At 40.3% G+C, this 18,896-nt stretch carries 17 protein-coding genes; 7 read left to right on the top strand and 10 right to left on the bottom strand.

Annotated elements, in window-relative coordinates:
* Positions 1-139: 139 nt before the first annotated feature.
* Positions 140-1,498 (bottom strand): ammonium transporter, encoded by a 1,359-nt coding sequence (locus tag M1D52_RS14890; RefSeq protein ID WP_130857480.1) that lies wholly within the window; start codon positions 1,496-1,498, stop codon positions 140-142.
* 33 nt (positions 1,499-1,531) lie between these two features.
* Positions 1,532-2,593 (bottom strand): porin, encoded by a 1,062-nt coding sequence (locus M1D52_RS14885; RefSeq protein WP_130857481.1) that lies wholly within the window; start codon positions 2,591-2,593, stop codon positions 1,532-1,534.
* Between the two features lie 664 nt (positions 2,594-3,257).
* On the opposite strand from M1D52_RS14885, the gene M1D52_RS14880 reads away from it, so the two are divergent.
* From M1D52_RS14880 to M1D52_RS14870, 3 genes are all read left to right on the top strand, one after another.
* Positions 3,258-4,310 carry a BamA/TamA family outer membrane protein gene (locus M1D52_RS14880; RefSeq protein WP_437392895.1) on the top strand — a complete coding sequence of 351 codons (1,053 nt, stop codon included), beginning with the start codon at positions 3,258-3,260 and terminating at the stop codon, positions 4,308-4,310.
* 74 nt (positions 4,311-4,384) lie between these two features.
* A complete protein-coding gene (locus tag M1D52_RS14875; RefSeq protein WP_130857871.1) occupies positions 4,385-4,681 on the top strand; it encodes a hypothetical protein in 297 nt (98 codons plus the stop codon).
* A gap of 203 nt (positions 4,682-4,884) precedes the next feature.
* The gene (locus M1D52_RS14870; RefSeq protein ID WP_437392894.1) at positions 4,885-5,634 is read left to right on the top strand and encodes a rhomboid family intramembrane serine protease; all 750 of its coding nucleotides are present in this window, start codon (positions 4,885-4,887) and stop codon (positions 5,632-5,634) included.
* On the opposite strand, the gene M1D52_RS14865 is transcribed toward M1D52_RS14870, so the two are convergent.
* The 3 genes from M1D52_RS14865 to M1D52_RS14855 form a co-directional block, all read right to left on the bottom strand.
* Entirely contained in the window at positions 5,618-7,978 is a 2,361-nt protein-coding gene (locus M1D52_RS14865) for a hypothetical protein (RefSeq protein WP_437392893.1), read from the bottom strand. The genes M1D52_RS14870 and M1D52_RS14865 overlap by 17 nt on opposite strands.
* Before the next feature lie 108 nt (positions 7,979-8,086).
* Complete coding sequence (locus M1D52_RS14860; RefSeq protein WP_437360361.1) at positions 8,087-8,893, bottom strand: helix-turn-helix domain-containing protein; 807 nt, start codon at positions 8,891-8,893, stop codon at positions 8,087-8,089.
* 186 nt (positions 8,894-9,079) lie between these two features.
* Entirely contained in the window at positions 9,080-9,547 is a 468-nt protein-coding gene (locus M1D52_RS14855; protein WP_437392892.1) for a hypothetical protein, read from the bottom strand.
* A gap of 210 nt (positions 9,548-9,757) precedes the next feature.
* Here M1D52_RS14855 and M1D52_RS14850 point away from each other — a divergent pair, with 210 nt between their 5' ends.
* From M1D52_RS14850 to M1D52_RS14840, 3 genes are all read left to right on the top strand, one after another.
* A complete protein-coding gene (locus M1D52_RS14850) occupies positions 9,758-10,444 on the top strand; it encodes a Crp/Fnr family transcriptional regulator (RefSeq protein ID WP_437392891.1) in 687 nt (228 codons plus the stop codon).
* Positions 10,445-10,552: 108 nt separating this feature from the next.
* Positions 10,553-12,415, top strand: a complete 1,863-nt coding sequence (locus M1D52_RS14845) for a chloride channel protein (RefSeq protein WP_437392890.1) — start codon at positions 10,553-10,555, stop codon at positions 12,413-12,415.
* Between the two features lie 96 nt (positions 12,416-12,511).
* Complete coding sequence (locus tag M1D52_RS14840) at positions 12,512-13,288, top strand: Fpg/Nei family DNA glycosylase (RefSeq protein WP_437360367.1); 777 nt, start codon at positions 12,512-12,514, stop codon at positions 13,286-13,288.
* Between the two features lie 104 nt (positions 13,289-13,392).
* Here the strand turns inward: M1D52_RS14840 and M1D52_RS14835 are convergent, their stop codons facing one another.
* From M1D52_RS14835 to M1D52_RS14820, 4 genes are all read right to left on the bottom strand, one after another.
* Entirely contained in the window at positions 13,393-13,872 is a 480-nt protein-coding gene (locus M1D52_RS14835) for a nucleoside deaminase (RefSeq protein ID WP_130857878.1), read from the bottom strand.
* A 76-nt stretch (positions 13,873-13,948) separates the two neighbouring features.
* Positions 13,949-16,084 (bottom strand): amylo-alpha-1,6-glucosidase, encoded by a 2,136-nt coding sequence (locus tag M1D52_RS14830; RefSeq protein ID WP_437392889.1) that lies wholly within the window; start codon positions 16,082-16,084, stop codon positions 13,949-13,951.
* 10 nt (positions 16,085-16,094) lie between these two features.
* Entirely contained in the window at positions 16,095-17,183 is a 1,089-nt protein-coding gene (locus tag M1D52_RS14825) for a glycosyltransferase family 4 protein (RefSeq protein WP_437392888.1), read from the bottom strand.
* 103 nt (positions 17,184-17,286) lie between these two features.
* Entirely contained in the window at positions 17,287-17,736 is a 450-nt protein-coding gene (locus M1D52_RS14820) for an Hsp20/alpha crystallin family protein (RefSeq protein WP_013666503.1), read from the bottom strand.
* 228 nt (positions 17,737-17,964) lie between these two features.
* Between M1D52_RS14820 and M1D52_RS14815 the strand changes: the two genes are divergently transcribed.
* Positions 17,965-18,414, top strand: coding sequence for a hypothetical protein (locus M1D52_RS14815; protein ID WP_130857862.1), 450 nt, complete (start codon positions 17,965-17,967; stop codon positions 18,412-18,414).
* A gap of 86 nt (positions 18,415-18,500) precedes the next feature.
* Here M1D52_RS14815 and M1D52_RS14810 read toward each other — a convergent pair whose 3' ends face one another.
* Complete coding sequence (locus M1D52_RS14810) at positions 18,501-18,695, bottom strand: carbohydrate-binding protein (protein WP_013666505.1); 195 nt, start codon at positions 18,693-18,695, stop codon at positions 18,501-18,503.
* Between the last annotated feature and the right edge of the window lie 201 nt (positions 18,696-18,896).

The raw sequence follows: 18,896 nt of genomic DNA, 5'->3' as shown, positions 1-18,896 counted from the left end.
GTGTATTTCATTTTTTCTTTTTGATACCGCAAATATATGTAAGAATTATTATGAAACAAGAAAAAAAATAAAAAAATGTAAATATTCTTTCTTGATGCAGTTCTCTTCAAAAGAAAATAGCTGCATCAGGCATCGTTGTTTAGGCACTTGGCGATGAAATCAAAGTGCCCTGTGTATAGTTTTCGTTGTGTTGCGATAAATCTAAACCTTGCTCTTCTTCCTCGGAAGTAACACGAAGTGGCTGAATCAAATTAACCAGCTTAAAGATGACGAAAGATACTGCAAAGCTGAAGGCTACAACGATAAGCATCGCTTTCAATTGGGTGAAAAAGAACTCTGGATTGCCATAGAAGAGGCCGTCGTTACCTATTGGATTCACCTTTTTGCTGGCAAAAACACCCGTCAACAACATGCCAACCATACCGCCTACGCCATGACAAGGGAATACATCCAACGTATCATCCAAAGCTGACTTAGATTTCCATTGAACGACAAGATTAGAAATGATAGCCGCAACCACGCCGATGAAAATGCTTTGCGGAATTGCTACGAAGCCCGCTGCGGGGGTAATGGCTACCAGGCCGACAACCGCTCCGATACAAAAACCTAGTACAGATGGTTTTTTTCCTTTAATGACATCAAAAAACATCCAGGACAGGCCTGCTGCAGCGGCGGCTGTATTGGTCGTGCCGAACGCTGATACCGCTAAATCATTTGCAGCCAGAGCCGACCCTGCGTTAAAGCCAAACCAACCGAACCAAAGCAAACCGGTGCCTATTAATACATAGGGAATGTTTGCCGGTGGTACTTCTTGGTGTTCGAGGTGCGATTTTCTGCGTTTTAGTACCAATGCTCCTGCTAGGGCAGCGCAACCTGCAGATATATGTACCACGGTTCCACCAGCGAAATCAAGCACGCCCATCTTAGCTAAAAAGCCTTCGGGGTGCCAGCTCCAGTGTGCCAAGGGAGCATAGACAAACAGACAGAACAATACGATGAAAAGGATGTAGGATGTAAATCGGATGCGTTCGGCAACGGCACCGACTACTAATCCAGGGGTAATGATGGCGAACATTAGCTGAAAAAGTGCAAATAAGGAAAGTGGAATCGTAGGTCCACCGCCCCAAGGTTCACCGGAAATTACATTATTAAAGAACAGAAATGTTTTTGGATCACCAATGAAACCGCCTATCGAATCACCGAAACAGAGGCTGAACCCAACAATAACCCAGATTACACTTACGATTCCGGCCGCAACTACACTTTTGATCATCGTGGAGATTACATTTTTTCGATGCACCATACCTCCATAAAAAAAAGCCAAACCGGGAGTCATCAGGAAAACTAAGGCTGCTGCCGTAATTACCCATGCAATGTCAGCTCCACTGTAAACGCCCTCACCATTAAATGCTGTGACGGGTTGAATAAAAATTGAGGCAATAGCCACCGCAATCAAGACCAGAAAGGGTGTCGATTGTTTGATTGAATTTGTTTCCATAATTGTACTTAAAGTTGATTTCTACTATTTTCTTTAGAATGCGTACACAGCTGCAATTAAAAACTGTGACGCTGTTTTTGTCGTATTTAAATTCTTTTTGAAGAATATTTCCTCCGAACCGGAGTCGAGCCGGAGTTCGGGTATGATCGTTAAAGGACCCGCTTTTACATTCCCGCTAAGAGTGATAGCCTTAATCGAAGTGCCTTCCGTTTTTACATTATCTACCGTTGTGTCCTTGTTTTTGAAATACTCGCCCCGTGCACCTAAGGCAAAGGCATCAGAAAAGGCGTACTGGGCGTACAAGGCACCGCCGTGATAACCACCTTCGTCATCGGAAATCTTATAATTTGCACCGTTCAGACCGAGTTTGAATGCGTCGGTTATTTGGTAAGAAGTGGTTAAGTCGAAGATGGTGCCGGTACCACTTACGTCAGGTGCCGAATGGCCATTAAGAAAATTGAGGTATGCATCCCACCCTTCTACAGGCGAAACGTGAAGTTGGGCCCCCACATGTGATACGCCATTGAGATCCTGGTATTGATTCCAGTCATTGAAAAGACCAACCATTAAACTTACCTTCTCTGAAAAGGTGTACGTGCCCTTTATTCCAGCATTTTGAAAAGGACCTGTCGAAAAAAGATAGGAAGTAGAGTAGTTAAAGTTACCCGTAGGTGAAATAATTTCATATCCTATAAAGGTTCCCATGAAACCTGCAGTCATTGAAAACTTGTCGGTAAAATCATAACTAACATACAGGTTTTGCAAATGGAAGGAATCGCCATCTTTGCCAGGAACAATGGATTGACCTTGTCCGCGAGGGCCAAAAGAAATTTCTCCAACAAAAGAAGCTTTATTCACCTTTTTGCTGACAGCTAGGTCTAACATACCTAGTGAAATAGAATTTTGCTCATTAGCAAAGCTGGTAGGGATATTGGAATACCCATTTTCCGTTCTATACCCGGAAAAATCGTACTTATAGTACATGTCAGCCGAACCGGTTATGACTAATGGACTTGTTTCATTCTCTTGAGCATTTGCACCTAGGGCAAGGGCGCAAAACATAAATGTTGAAGAAATTTTGGTAATCGATTTCATTTTTTTCGTTTGGTTTACGGTGTTTGGATAATTTGATAACGGTTTTTTTACTGTTTAGTCTTTTTTATTTCATGCAATTGTTTTGTTATGGTTTTTAAAATTGTTGTTTAACTGGAATTTTATTCTATTTTTTTTATAGAAATTAGTTTTAGGTTATTTTTTTGATATATATATCTTTCATTTTTTGTCAAATCTATAATTGTTGTTGGTTATTTCCAAAAAAAAATGACTTTTTTTGATAAAAAAATAATATAATGATGTTTTTATTGGTTTTATGGCGGTTTTATTGAGGTATTTTATTCTTTATATGTAATTGTATGGAAATATCTTTTTACTTCTTTTTGATTTTTGTTGCTTTTGTATTGAAGTGTCCGTTGTTTTTTAATGTTTTTTTCTTATTTGCCTTTTTTTTAAGATTAGATTGGTTGTTTTGGATAAATCTCGCAAGAAAGCCGAATTCACTATTGACTTGCATCTGTTGCCATTTATCCTTGTTCCGAAGTTTATAATGGCATTCTAATACTTGTAGCGTATCCTTGCTTTTAATCGCATGTGCTGCGATCGATCTACTATGAAAGCTGGTGCAAAAATTTTTGGGTCTCCTATAATCATATGCTTACTGCTAAATCCTAACCTACGGGCACAAGGTCTAAAAGATAGCTGGGTGGGACGCCAGGTCCACCGAATTTTTAATGACACAGCTTCTGCCGCGGAAAAAAGCTTTACGGTTTATCCCACTTTTGGCTATGCGCCCGAAACGGGGATAGAGCTGGGGGCTTCGGCCCTTCAGCTATTTCGTGCTAAGAACGATTCATTGAACAGGTTGAGCGAGCTGCAGGCGTTCGCTTTCTTTACTTTTAAGGCTCAGTATGGCTTATGGCTTGATAATGCGATATACGGCGACAAAGACAAGTGGTTTTTTCTGGGAAGAACGCGTATCCAGCGTTTTCCTCTGTTTTATTATGGTATCGGGCCTCGTACCGGAGAATCTAATCATGCGGTGGTGGACGCTTTTAGCATTGCCTTTAAGCAACGTGTTTTAAGGAAAATCAGTAAGGATTTTTTTGTTGGCCCTGAGGTTGATTTTCAACAACTCACCGATGTGTCTTTTAATCGACCTGCTTCAGGAGCGCCAATGCTTCCTTTGGGAGCAGATGGTTCGTTAAACCTCGGACTGGGTGCGGCTTTGGTTTATGACAATAGGCACAATGTGTTAAATGTAAGGAAAGGGTTCTTTGGGGAGCTTTCTTTTTTGAACTACAGCCCCTCATTGGCCAGTGATTACCGCTTTAATAGTGTTAATTTAGATATACGGTCTTTTCATGTGCTAAACAAGCGCAATACCCTTGCTTGGCAGCTTTTTGGCAACTTTGTCCGTGGAGATGTACCCTTCAACCTGTTAGCCCTGATGGGGGGCGATATGCTGATGCGTGGCTATTACCAAGGTCGGTATCGAGATAAGAATATGTTAGCCTCACAGGTTGAGTTTAGAATGTTGCCGTTAGCGTTCAGTAAAAGGGTAGGAGCGGTTGTATTTGGATCAATGGCAACGGTGGGTCCGAGCATTGACGCGCTTAGCTTTTCCAATCTAAAATGGTCAGGTGGTTTTGGCCTTCGTTATTTACTCTTTCCAAAAAAGGATATTTATATCCGTTTGGACATCGGTTTCACACAAGAAGGCGCCGGTTTCTATATTTTCAATGGAGAGGCTTTTTAGGATTTTTTTTTCATGCGGGTAAACAAAACGAATTTCCGGGCTGTTTTCTTTATACATCCGATAATAAACTGTATATGGAGCAAATGAGGATCCCTGAGGAAATGCTAGTTCATTTCAATTATGAAGCGAAAGATGTACCGCAAACGGTGCGGGAACTACGCCCCATCATATTCCAGGACGGAAATGACTTTTGTTGTGTGTTGGGACCTGATATGAAAAAAGGCATTTTTGCATGTGGTTTATCGCCGCAGGAGGCGTTGAAGAATTGGCAACGTAACTTAGACGAACGGATAAAGAACCATTCCGACAATGATGAAGTAGCTAATTATGTTGTAGATGCATTAAAGGCTTCAAACAAAAAGATTTGGTGATGATCTTTTTGAATAGCGGTAATACATAATGGACGCGTTTATAATAAAGGACATAACTACATGCTATTAATGTTGTATGTAAGATCGGATCTGCAGGCGATATGCACGGAACGATGCAAACAATTATAATAATAGCGGGTTTTTTCTTTGATTTGCAATGTCTTTAAAAAGATTCTCTTAAAGACGGCTAAAAAAAGAAAAAAATGCTTCTTCCAATTGGAGACGATAATCGGGATCGGAAGACGATCCCATTTGTAAATTATATACTTATCGCTATTAATATATTCGTGTTCGTTTTTTGGCAACATTTCGGTAATAATATTTATTTCACTTTTGCTTATGCAACGATCCCCGCGGAAATATTAACAGGTAGGGATATTATCACTGAGAGTCAGCTGATTGCTGACCCCTTTACTGGAGATGTTTTCGAGCTGCCGGGATTACAAAAAACACCTGTACCGGTTTTTTTAACATTGATAACTTCCATGTTTATGCATGGCGGCTGGGCCCACTTGGGAGGGAATATGCTGTATCTCGGTATTTTCGGCGATAACCTGGAAGACCGTATGGGACATATCAACTATTTGCTCTTTTATCTGCTAACAGGAACATTAGCCGGTTTGAGTCATGTGTTCAGTACTTTTATTCTTGGACAAGATCTACTGATTCCCAGTTTAGGTGCGTCGGGCGCCATTTCCGCTGTATTAGCAGGATATATGGTTTTGTTCCCGCGAAGAAGCGTTTACGTATGGATTTTATTCGTTGTGATCTCCGTACCGGCTTTTCTGGCGGTGGGACTATGGTTTCTTTTCCAAGTATCAAATGGTCTTGGTGCGCTAGGTGGGCAGCAAGCGGGCGGCGTTGCCTATGCCGCCCATATTGGTGGTTTCCTTTTTGGCTTATTGTTGGTAATGCGATTTGTAAAGAAAAAGAAATTTAGAAAGAGGGTATAAAGCCAATATCATCCAAAGCAATCACACCGGAGGGCGACTGATCAAAAATAAAGGAGATGCTTTGCAGATTATTTAAATCGAATGAAGCGCTGTTTTTTTTCAACCTGCTTAGATCAAAGTAGAAGAAGTCGGGTATCGCTTCGGCATCTTCGTTTGCATTGAGAAAAGCATATTTTGTCAATTTTTTCTGTATCTGCGGTTGTAAAGGGAAACAGTTGCTCAACAAAAAATGAAGCCGATTTCCTGAACGGTCTACCAATTCTATTGTGAAATCAATGGGCGGCATTTCTTCGATATTTTGCTTTTGTTTTTTCTCTTTCGTACTTGCATCCTTTTCTTGTCTTTTCTCTCGCTTACTCTTTTTTCCCTTTGTTAGGTGAAGCGAACTTTCGTCGCTTGTTGTAAGGTTAAAGACAAGCGCCTTATCTTCTGTTGCCAAATGGATGCTGTCATTAAAGTTAAATGTATATTTACCAATTAGCTTCTTGTCATCTTCCAAATTCCACCCTATATAGGCTACACGTGAGAGATGATCTCCCCACATTAGCTTATGTTGTGCTTCTCTCCACACACTTAAATTCGTTGCATTTATATTTACACCAGGTATGGTCGCTGTCGTCAGATTCAAGTCTTCTTCATAGCGTGCCAGGAATATGGACTTGCTTGATTCATACTGGTTAAAATAGATTTGTTCGGGAAGCCAATCACGACCACATCGGTAGTCCATAAATAAAGGTGTATAGGCTGTCATACCTCTTAGATGTACGTCAAGGAAGGCGCTAATATAAACCTTGGCTATTTGTTCCTGATCTTTTGCCTCCATGACGTTGGTCATGTTAAACTGGTTGATGAAAGGTCGACTAGCGTCATATTTACCCCAGCTTGTATTGAACTGCCCATGGTTGGCATGATGAACATACAAGCCTGCCTTAAAACCTTGATAAGAGGGATTGTATTGAATACGCTTATATGTACTTAGTCCTCCATACGACTGCATATCCATATCGTGTGTTCCCTGTATTACAAGATAGTTGATGTCTTGAAGGGGGGCTAAGATGGATGCAGGTTTGTATTGACCATCTACGGGCGCTATCGCTACATAAGCTTTGATGGAGAAGTTAAAGTCGAACTTTTCATTTGCATTATCCGGAAAGCTGGGTAGACTATTGAACAAGGCGGCATGAGACATCGCTTCACCGCCACGTGAGTGGCCCACTAAGGCGATGTTATTCATATCAACGCGCCGATAAAATGGATTTGATTGATCTTCATTCCATTTTTTCCACAGTTCCAAGTGTTTTAACATTAACCATCCGCGTGTGCCATTTTCTTTTTCCAAACCACCTCGGGGCATATCAGTAAAACTCCCATTCAAAAAATTCTCGTCAACGGATGCAACGATATAGCCTTTGCTGGCAAGTAGTTCGCCTAAGTAATCATAGCCACTTTCTGACCAGTCTTGCGCCAGATGATTTCCATGTACAATCAAAACAAGGGGAGCAGGCCCTTGTAAGTTGTTTGGATACCAGACCATCGCGTTTAATGGAAGTGCCGTTTCATTAAAACCGAAATACCAAGTACGCAATTTACCTGAAATACCGGTCCAAGATTTTAACAAAAAGGATGCGTCTACAGTAGGGGATTTTATGGTAGCATCTTTGCCATATATTGTACGATGTTTATCGTTCCCCGATCCATAGCTTAAAAAGGAAACCTGCCATTTACCTCTCTGCGCTGGATTGGCTGCCTTTATGGTTGGGGGAAGTTTTGCCAGTAACTTGTAATTTTTAATGGACTCGACCCTTCTTCCGGGATATAGAAAAAGAAATAAACCAAGTCCCAAACCAACAAGTCCCAGACCAAAGACCATAATAGCCGGTAATTGCCTTTTTCTTGTATGTTGGCTTTCTTTATGTTGTCTCCAATAAGATAAGGCACCAAAAATCAAGGCAGGGAAAATAATAACGAAGCCGATAACGATCCAATTGTATGGCCAACTCAGTCGATCAAAAAATAAAATAAAGAAAATGACAAAGGCGATGGATTGTCGAAAATAGCGTGGGGTTTTTGCGGCAAGACCTATGGCAAAACTGATGATAACAGCAATGAGATAAGACGCGATAACGTAACAGAATAGAGTGAGCAGATAATAACTGAATCCGACAGCCGAAAGGAAACCATCAATTGTATTGAAAGCAAAAAAGAGCAATGAGACAAGGAAAATTCCTATCCCGCTGGCTTTGAGCGTTCGATTATTTGGCGTGAAAAATGCAATTGCTTTTTGGAACCAATTGCGAGTTCGTTTCCACCAACTATTAGGATGCTGTTGTATGTTTTGTTCCATTGTTTAAACCAACAAGTAAAAAATTACAAATCGCTTGATATTAAGGTGTAAACGAAGGTACAAAGCTTTTCCAATATAAAATTGTATGATATTAGCCTTGCGTATTGCTTATAATTTTCTGTATTGATTGGGAGTGAATCCTGTTAGCTTTTTAAAAATTTTCGTGAAATGGGCTTGATCCGAAAAGCCGCAGCGGTAAGCAATTTCAGTAAGTGTGGCGTGCTGCGATTTCAGTAGGATAAGTGCTTTTTCGACTTTGATCTGGCGCAGATATTCACCGGCTGTACAGCCAAAATAACGAGCGAAATACCGAGAAATTGTTACTGGATGTACTTGTAGATAGTGAGCCAATGTATGAAGGGATAATGGCTTATCCCATTCGTCATACAGGATCGATTTAATTTTTTTTGTCCATTCAGGAAAAAGATGTTCCCTTTTGTTGGATTTACCGTTTAGTGTTAAACAAAGCTGTTGAAGCGACAGGGGAGTATCCGCATCATTTAAGTAAATTTCACGCATAATCTGCATGAGGCAAGCGGTATTGATTGATGGCAGCGCTTCGAACATAAATGATTCATCCGGTATCGAGATATCATAATTCTTGAAAAAGTCAGCGGTTAATTCCATATTAAATATCCGCGTTCCCTGCACATAGTTCAGGTTTTGATGTGGTATTCCGGGATAATAGTACAGACTAGTACCAGCCATTTGTATTTGTGTCCCCTTTTCTCTCAATTCCCTGCTGCCTCCCGACAAAATATGTGAGAAATGCGGGTTACTATGGTAATGCCATTCGGATGACATGCCTGGCTTAAACGTTGTTTCACTTGCTATAATGCCGTCAAATATCAATTGTTTCACTTTTTCACCGACATAAGTGCCTATTTCAAATCGGACGGGAGGACAAGCCAGCATGTGGAATCGGAATTAATGTTAATTATAGTATAGACGATGAAAGTGCTGTGTTGTTACGCCTAATTAACTTCATTTTATGAATTCCTTTCATCTCTGTGCGATTGCAAATATTCATCATCACAACAGATATTCAATGCTTCTTATAAACCTTGAATCTCAGATGGCTAAGTGATAAAATCGTTAATTTTAATTATTCCGGCCAACTACATGATCGTTCTTCATATCCAACAGCTTAATAGCTGATGCTGCAACGATTCCACCTAGGGTGTACCAAGCTACCGTGAGAATTTTACTGACCATACTTTTATTGATTGGTGCGTCGTTTAATCCCAAAGGTTTTGTAAGACCGATTGCTCCAAGTCCGGCGGTTAATCCGTAACCTGCGCCTCTCCAGAACAAGCCCTGTGGATCGCCTTTCCCAATAGCACTGTAATACATGGTATTACTGGCAAGATCGCTTAAAAGCGTAGTCGTATACAATTTTTTTCCGGTTGGAGGTGTTATGCCAACAGTTCGACTGGTTTTCTTGATAGCTTCCTGACCGACCTTGTCGATTTCCGGCGCTTCTTTAAACAGTTTTTTAGCACTTTCGTGAATGATATTTAAAATAAGGGCTCCTGCTAACCCCCCTAACATATTAATTGCGAACTTCATATCGTTTTCTCTTTTATCTTCGATGCATTATGACCAGCTACCGTCAGCCGATCGCTTAATCCCTAAAAGAACAAATGACGATAGATAATGTTGTAAATGCCTTAAATTTCATGCGTGAGAATGATGCTAGCCAAGCAAAATTCATCAATAGCTGCCTATTGGTTGAGTCGACTATTTCTTTATAGGCTTATTCCCTTTACATTTGCAGATATGGATTCAATTAAACGACTATGCGGTGCGTCAACCTGTTTTCTCTGTAATCAAGTTAGCGATGAAATATTTAGAGCGATTAAGGCCAAAGGCACCCAAGGTCAAATAGCTAAAGGCCAAATACTTTTTAAAGAAGGCGATAAAGCTGATACCATTTATTTTATTACAGAAGGTTGTATCAAGACCCATATGAAATGGAGCGAAGATCGGGAATTTATACTCCATTTTAATCGGCCAGGCGAAGTTCTGGGATATCGGGGAATGGGAGGCGACTTGAAATACCCAATTTCCGCAACTGCCCTCCAAAAAAGCTACGTATGTTCGCTTAGCCTCGATTCCTTTGACCGCTTGTTAGATGCCGACTCAGCTTTCGCCAGAAAATTTTTGAACTTTCATATTAATGAATTACGCGACGCCGAAAAAAGAATGCGTGATTTAGCATTAATGGAAGTGAAGGGAAGGGTAGCGAATACGGTTATTACCCTAGAAGCACAATTTGGCTGCGATAACCTTGGATTTATTGCAATTGAACTAAAGAGGCAAGATTTGGCTTATTATGCAGGAACGGTCTATGAAACCTTCTTCAGAATGCTCAAACAGCTGGAGGAAGAGAATACGCTCGAATTAAATGGAAAGAAAATTAAGATTTTAGATAAGAAGCTATTACAAGCCTATTGTGCCAATTAAACACTATCAGATTGATTCAAAGGTGATTCGGACTGTGATGTAACAAAAATTGATGGAAAGATTTTTTAAAATATGATATAAGTCATATTTTTGCATCAAATTTATAACATGTCAACTAAGAAGTCCGGAATTCCTATTTCCGTTTCCTTGTCATCCACTTTGGAGTCGGAGGCCATTTATCCTCAGCAAGTAAGGAACAAGAAAAGATTAATCATGATATCTTGTTATGCCGTAGCTGTAGGAGCAGCCATCAGTTTAATTGCTCGTTTTTTAGTCTATTTAATCAGTCTAATAACCAACTTATCGTTCTATCAAAACTTATCATTTCATGAGGTTTCTCCTGCCCATAATCAATTGGGAATGATCGTCATCGCTATACCTGCGTTGGGCGGTATTATTGTAGGATTAATGGCTAAATATGGGTCAAAGGCAATTCGAGGTCATGGTATTCCCGAAGCCATGGAGCAAATTCTGACGAATGAGAGCAAGATACGTCCTACTATCACTTACCTAAAGCCAATTTCCTCAGCAATAGCGATAGGAACCGGTGGGCCTTTTGGTGCTGAAGGGCCGATTATTGCTACCGGTGGGGCTTTAGGTTCGACTTTAGGTCAGTTATTACGCATCACGCATACGGAACGGAAAATTTTGCTTTCAGCAGGAGCCGTGGCAGGAATGACAGCCATATTCGGGACACCGATAGCGGCCATTTTTCTAGCGATTGAGTTACTCCTTTTCGAATTTACACCTCGTTCCATTATTCCTGTAGCACTGGCCTGTATAACGGGTGCGGCAGGACATCACTTATTATTCAGCGCCGTTCCTGTGTTTTTCAGCGGTGCCAACATCGATGTGGTTTCGAACGTATCGATTTTCTTTTATAGTTTAATGGGATTGCTGATCGGTTTTTTGGCAATTTTAGTGACCAAGTCGGTTTATGCGGTTGAAGATTTGTTTGAAAAATTGCCAATACATTGGGTATGGTGGCCCGCAATCGGTGGAATTGCTGTAGGACTGATTGGCTATTTTTTTCCTCGCACACTGGGCGTTGGTTATGAAAATATTACGGATCTCCTTTCGGGTAAGATGCCGCTGTATTTTGTTCTGACGTTGTGTGTTTTTAAATATCTTTCCTGGGTTTTAGCCTTAGGTAGCGGTACGTCAGGCGGGACATTAGCTCCGTTGTTAACGATTGGAGCTGCTTTAGGCGTGCTAATTGCCATGGTCTTTAAACATTTAATGCCCGATTTGGATATTAACCTGGCCCTGGCTGCTCTGATTGGCATGTCAGCCATGTTTGCAGGTGCATCAAGAGCCTTGCTTACTTCTATCTTATTTGCATTGGAAACGACCGGTCATTTTAACGCCCTTATTCCCTTGCTTGCTGCCTGTGTTGCTTCTTATACGGTATCCTATCTATTTATGCGCAATACAATCATGACTGAAAAAATTAGTCGACGCGGTGTTTTAACCCCTGATGAATATGAACCGAATTTATTGGAAATGGTTAATGTTGGCCAAATAATGGAGCAGGTAGCTGTGACCGTGTTGGAGACAGTAAGTATCCTGGAAGCACAAGATTGGTTCAATAAATCGACGGAAAGACCCGATTATTTGATCATTGTTAATGAGGAACAACAATATGTGGGGCTTATCGCTACAAAAGAGCTATATAAATTTACCGGCGATGACAAAACACAAGTAAGTACGCTAATTGAAAAACCGGTTAAGCCCCTTTATACAGATAACAGCCTACGAGCTGCATTGAACGTTATGTTAACAGAAAATAAGCACTGCCTTCCTGTCATCGATAGAAAGCGTGAAATAGCTGGGCTTATTACCTATGATCGATTGCTTAACTCTTTTCAGGAAATATCGGCTAAAAGTGAACGACGGACAATTAACATTTCACTCCGAAGAAGAGGGCTTAAATTTATCGCTAATCGTAGACGACCAAATCATATTCGATAAGTTGCTTTTCCGATTAAGATTGTAAAAAAATACAACTTTTTGTATTTATAACTGTTCCTATATACAGTTATTGTTGATTTATAGTAGGGAGGAGTTATGCCGGAATTACCCGATTTAGAGGTTTTTAGTAGAAACCTTACGAGAATCCTTAAGGGGAAAAAACTGGAACGGATACATGTTCATGAGCATAAAAAAGTCAGTGTTCCGGAAAAAGAGCTCAAAGAAGCTTTGGAAAAACGTGAATTAAAGAAAGTATATCGCTTAGGAAAACAACTTTATTTCGATTTCGGAAAAAATGCATTATTATCTCTTCATTTAATGCTTCACGGTAAACTGGTATATACCAACGAAGAAAACCCTAAGTATGCCCTATTATCCTTGAAATTCGAAAAGGCTCAAACGCTCTTCATAACAGACTTTCAAAAGATGGCCCATATTCAGCTAAATCCGAAGCGGACAGCGTCGGTAGATGCTTTGTCGGATGATCTGCATGCTGAACGACTGTATATGATCCTTCAAAACAGCAAGGCAACTATAAAAACACTTCTAATGGATCAACATATAATCGGTGGTATTGGAAATGCCTATGCGGATGAAATTCTTTGGGAGGCAAAGATTGCACCGCAATCTATCGCCAATAAAATACCAAAAGAAAAAGTAAGCGAATTAGTGGAAAGTATTAAAGAAGTTTTATTGCAGGCGGAAAAAATGATATTAAAAGAACACCCCGATATCATAAGCGGTGAAATTCGCGATTTTATGAAGGTTCATCGTGTGAAGGCCAAAGAAGATCCACAAGGTAATCCGATCCGAACGGAAAAGATAGGTGGCAGAACTACTTATTTCACAGATCGCCAACATGTCTACGCTTAACTCAAGTGCATCGATCGATATTGTATAGAGCTGGCAACGCTTACTTAATTAATAACGCTTTTAATATTTTAACACAGTGAACTAGCTGAGGATTAACGAGTAGATCAATAAAGGTCTTTCGTTTCTTTTTGCTCCCAGCTTAAGAAAGGCGCCTGTGATTCGTTAATTTGTCGAAATTCGAAGGGAATTCTTCTTTCTGTTCCTGTTAAATTTATTTCTTCATAAATAAAAGCATCATCAAAGCCAGCTTGTGCTGCTACAAATCTTGTCGCCGCATAGACTACACGCGATGGCCGCGCCCAATAGATCGCGCCTAGGCACATAGGGCATGGTTCACAAGAAGCATAGAGTGTGCAGTCATCCAATTGATATTCACCAAGGTGTTTGCAGGCATCTCGTATAGCTACAATCTCCGCGTGTGCGGTAGGATCTATAGTAGATGTCACTGAATTGCATCCTTTGCCGATTATTTTGCCGTCCTTTACAATGATACACCCAAAAGGCCCTCCTTTGTTCTGTTTAACACCTGTTACCGCTAAATCAATTGCCTTCTTTAAAAATATTATATCGTCTTTTGAAGCCATCGTTAATCATTACCTCAGCTAATTTACAATTTTTTGTACGTCTTTCGATCATACCCTACGAATGATATATTGATCATTATTCCATGCTTACTTCCATTTTCCAATCTTTGGGTTGGTTGTTCCAGTATATGCTTACGTGCTCGTTGCTTTTATGCCTTAGAACCTCCAAGTTGATTCGTAAACTGTCTACTTGGATACCACTTAGTTTTATCCAGCTTAGAAAGCTTGGCAGGTAAGGTTTATTAAAACGAATAACTTTTTTGTCAGGAATAATTTCTAAACCAAGCAATGATTGTAGCAACAAGAATACCGAAGATACGGACCACGCCTGCGGGGAGCAGGCTACCGGATAAGCCGTTGGCCCTTCACCCTGACGTCTCTCAAAACCACAAAAAAGTTCAGGTAATCGTTGAAGAGGAATAAAGAGCGAAGCGTCAAACAACGCAGTCGTTAATCGGGCTGCTTCAACGACAAAACCATATTTTGCAAATCCACTGGCTATCAGCGCTACATCGTGAGGCCAAATAGAGCCATTATGGTAAGACATCGGATTGTATCTCGCTTCATTTGCTGCTAATGTGCGGATACCCCAACCAGCAAATAGATCGGGATGGAGTAAGGTTTTTACAAGTTTTGATGCCAAATGTTCATAGGCAATCCCCGTAAACAGCGCATGCCCCGCATTCGAAGTGTTTATCATACATGGTTTTTTGTCGCCATCCAGCGCTAAAGCAAAGCACTGCTTCTCTTCGATCCAAAACTGTTCGTTGAATTTTTTTCTCAAGTCAAGGGCACTCTTTTTCAGTTTTTGTGCAACGGCTGTTTTACCTAAGGCGTATGCTATATAGGATGCGGATTTCTTGGCGGCATATACATACCCCTGAACTTCACATAAGGCAATAGGGCTTTTGGCCAGTGTACCATCAGCATGTGATATGGCATCAAAGCTATCCTTCCATCCTTGATTAGTCAATCCTTTTTCCGCTTTATGTTGATACTCTACAAAACCATCACCGTCAAAATCACCATAGTTGTCGATCCAATTTAAAGCAGCTTCAATGTGGGGCCATAATTGCTTCATTGTAGAAAGATCGCCTGTGCGTTGATAGTAAGCGCCAGCTAACATAATGAAAAGTGGGGTAGCATCAATTGTTCCGTAATATTTTTTAAAAGGTAATTCGTTTAACGCAACCATTTCGCCATTTCTCATCTCATGCAGTATTTTTCCTGGTTCAGCATCTGAAGCTTTGTCTTCTTGTTCGGCCTGATGTGCGGCAAGAAAGAGCAATACCTCTTTAGACAATTGTGGGGCGAGCCACAATGTCTGCCAAGCGGTGATGATGCCATCCCGTCCGAAAGCTGTATTGTACCAAGGGACACCGGCGTAAGGATATTTACCGTAAGGTGTTTCTGCCATTAAGGAGACTAAATCAGCCTGTGAACGATTCAGCCAATGTGTAAATTGCTCGTTGCTCGTTTCAATAATAGGGAAGTATGCATTTTTATGCTTTAACCTAGGTATCAGTTCGTCTTTTGCCGTTCCATAGGCGATTTTCGGTTGCGATGCTCGTCCGGTTTGCTCAAAATGAATGGCGTATTCCAGTTGACCGAAACCTTTGGCTGCTAAGTCGAGTGGAAAATGAAGCAATTGATGCGCTAAATCTGCTTCAAATGGCTGCGAAAAGTATATAATCGCCTTCCTCCTAATATGGTCCAGTCCCTCATAGCTGATCACTAACTGCCCATCCTCACTTTTGGTCAAGGGCATAAGTCGTCCTCTTGCTTTGCGTTTTACACCCCGTACTTCAAAAATATCAGCAAAGTCGCCCTTAATAACTAAAGACAACTTAACAGAACAGGGATGATCCAGATAGTTTTGAATATCCAGTTTTTCATGAAAAACCTCATCTTTTAAAAATTGGCTTCGATGAATATGTAGCGAAGCAGCGGCGACCTTGATACCATTTAAAGATGTAAACCCGGGATTGCTCAAGTCGGTAGACAGTGTCTCGTTCTCTTCGGTAATGCTTGAGCTGAGTAAATCAAGGGGCATTCCGTTAAGTAACAGATGTAAGTGGTTAATGAAGCGTGTATCCCGATTATATATTCCTTGAATTTGGTTGCCGCCGGAATCTATATTGCCCCAACGGTTAAGTATAGCAAAGGTATCGCAATGATTTAAAACGTTAAACTTCTCCTCGTAACTTTCCATAGTTCCAATATTACGCTGTTAATTTGCTGTCTATTGAATCGAATTTTTTTGAATGATGACTTACAGATATACGATGCCTATTACATAATAGTTCGTAATTACGGACATAATCCTGGGCCATTCTATCTGAACTAAAGCGTTCTTCAAATAAACGTCTAATCATTCGTGGATCTAAAGCGGACGCTTTTTCAATGGCATATGCAGCTTCTTCGACCGAGGAAACAAGATAGCCATTTTTTCCATGCTCAATAATTTCAGGAACAGACCCATGGGCGTACGCTATGACCGGAGTGCCGCAAGCCATTGCCTCAATCATAACCATTCCGAAAGGTTCCGGCCAGTCGATCGGGAATAATAACGCTTTGGCTTTTCCAAGGAAATCATTCTTCTCAGATTCCCCGATCTCGCCGATATATTCTACAAAAGGCTTTTGGAGCAAACGCTTTATATGATCATGAAAATAGGATAGATCCGCTTTATCGATTTTTGCTGCTATTTTTATTTTGCAGCCCGCTTTTTCTGCAATTTCGATAGCTCTATCAGGCCTTTTCTCCGGCGATATTCTGCCAATGAATGCCACGTAGTCGTCTTTTGTTTCAATTGCTTGATACAAATCTTTGGGAAGACCGTGATACACAGTATCCATCCATGCTGCCTGCGGTAAAGGGTTCCGCTGACTGTTTGAAATGGAGATGATAGCTTGCGTGTCGAATTTATCGTATAGTGGTTTTAACTCAGGTATATCTAAGCGGCCATGTAGTGTCGTAATACAGGGCCTTTGTAAAAGTTGTGAAGCGGGAAAGTGAAGATAATCTGTGTGAAAATGTATAATATCAAATTCATGTGCGCGTTCAATCACTTCTTGTAGCTGTAAGATATGAAAGGCTAAGGGATCGATTACTTTCGGGTTTAAACGCAGTGCTTCTTGCGTATGACTGACAAGTTTCGCACGAGTTACCGAATCACCGGATGCAAATAAAGTGACCTCATGGCCATGATCTACTAGGGCTTCTGTAAGATAGGAGACAACCCGTTCCGTACCGCCATATAGTTTAGGAGGCACAGACTCAAACAATGGGGATACTTGTGCAATTTTCATAGAACATATGAAATTAATAAATTAATAATGACAAGAATGCGTGTGTTTACTCTTTGTAAGAAGTGCAGATATAAGAAAGGCTTGTATTTACAAGCCTTTCTTACTAAGAAATTTCAATAAGGCGAGGTGCTTTTTTCTTTGCTTCCTCTTTTTTTGGAATGGTTAAACGTAACAAACCATTTTCGTATTGAGCACCTATTTTATCTTCATCAACGACGTCTTTGGGTAAAGTAAAACTGCGTTGGAATGACTGATAACTGAACTCCCTTCGGCTGTAGCCGTCCTGCTTATCTTCTTGCTCATGCTTTTTACTTGAAGAAATGGTCAGGGTATTGCCATCAAGCTCTACCTTAAAGTCATCCTTGCTCATGCCGGGAGCTGCCATTTCAACTTCAAAATTGTCATGGGTTTCCCGGATGTTTACCGATGGGATTGTTGTTTGCGTGGATGAATAATTGCTATTGTTCCAGTCAAAGAGATTGCTGGCAAAAAGATCATCAAAAAATGCCGGAAATGATGGAAAATTACTTCCGTTTCTTTTAATCAGTGACATAAATAACCTCCTTTTTTAAATTTAATTATTTATTTACCAAGAAAATGAAACTATTTCTACCTAAAGCTATCAAGTAATATACCAAATCGTTGTATAGGCGATCTTAGGTCAATTTGGCGGCTTTAGGTAGTAAGGCAATTAGGTTGAAGGACAATTTGACATGTGGAACGGCTAATATCTGATAATGTTTATGTTGCGTTCATCCGTTCTTATTTATAATTTTATCAAATGGAAAAACTAAACTGGCCAATTATAACGCTTTTTGTAGGAATATGCTCCTGCACAGGATCTGATCATTCGCTCGTACCTATAAAGGGTACTTGGAAATTGCTGTCTGCCACCGTCGTTACAGGCAAAGACAGCGTTACGACCGATTATAGCAAAGGGACAAGTATGATAAAAATTATTAACGATTCTCACTTCGCCTTTTTAAGACATGATGAAAATACACCTAAAGATTCGTCCCATCATTTTGACGCCGGCGGTGGTAGATATACGCTGAAAGGAAATGCTTATACCGAATATTTAGACTTTTATGCTAATCGAAATTGGGAGGGGAATACCTTTAATTTTCAAGTTACTATTCTTAATGATACACTCGTGCAGAAAGGAACGGAAAAGGTGGAAAGCGAAGGCATTAATCGTGAGATTATCGAGCGATATGTGCGTGTTCAGTAGAATCTTCCAAACAATTGCAATCACACAGTTAGGAACATTTTAGGCTAATTTGATTCGTATGTCTACACCGTTCTTATCGATCCAACTTATGGTGTTGTTGGTTGTTTCTGCTTAAGTTTAGTGATCAATGTAAGGGATAAATTAGTCTCCTTTGCGATTTCAGCATCGGAAAAGCCGTCTTTTTTCATTCCTCTGGCAATAGCCATTAGTGTTTTGATGAAAGGATGAGCGGGATGTACACTGTTGTTGGTTATAACAGATCCTATTGTTGAACTTACCATAACAAAATCTATTTGGTACGTTTCAAAGGTAAAGCTTTAGGATGAGAAACCTAAAATGGCATTTTGTATTTGTGTTTTTTTTGCGTAAAAATGTATATGTATGTGAAGATGAGTGAAATAACTGCGGAAAAGCAGTCCCTGAATCAATCATTACAATCAACACTTACGGTGTTTTTTAAAGGCTTATCGAATAGATTTGGA

Source organism: Olivibacter sp. SA151, assembly GCF_054130995.1.
The sequence above is the reverse complement of the archived record's forward strand: the minus strand, read 5'-3'. Positions and strand labels throughout refer to the sequence as shown.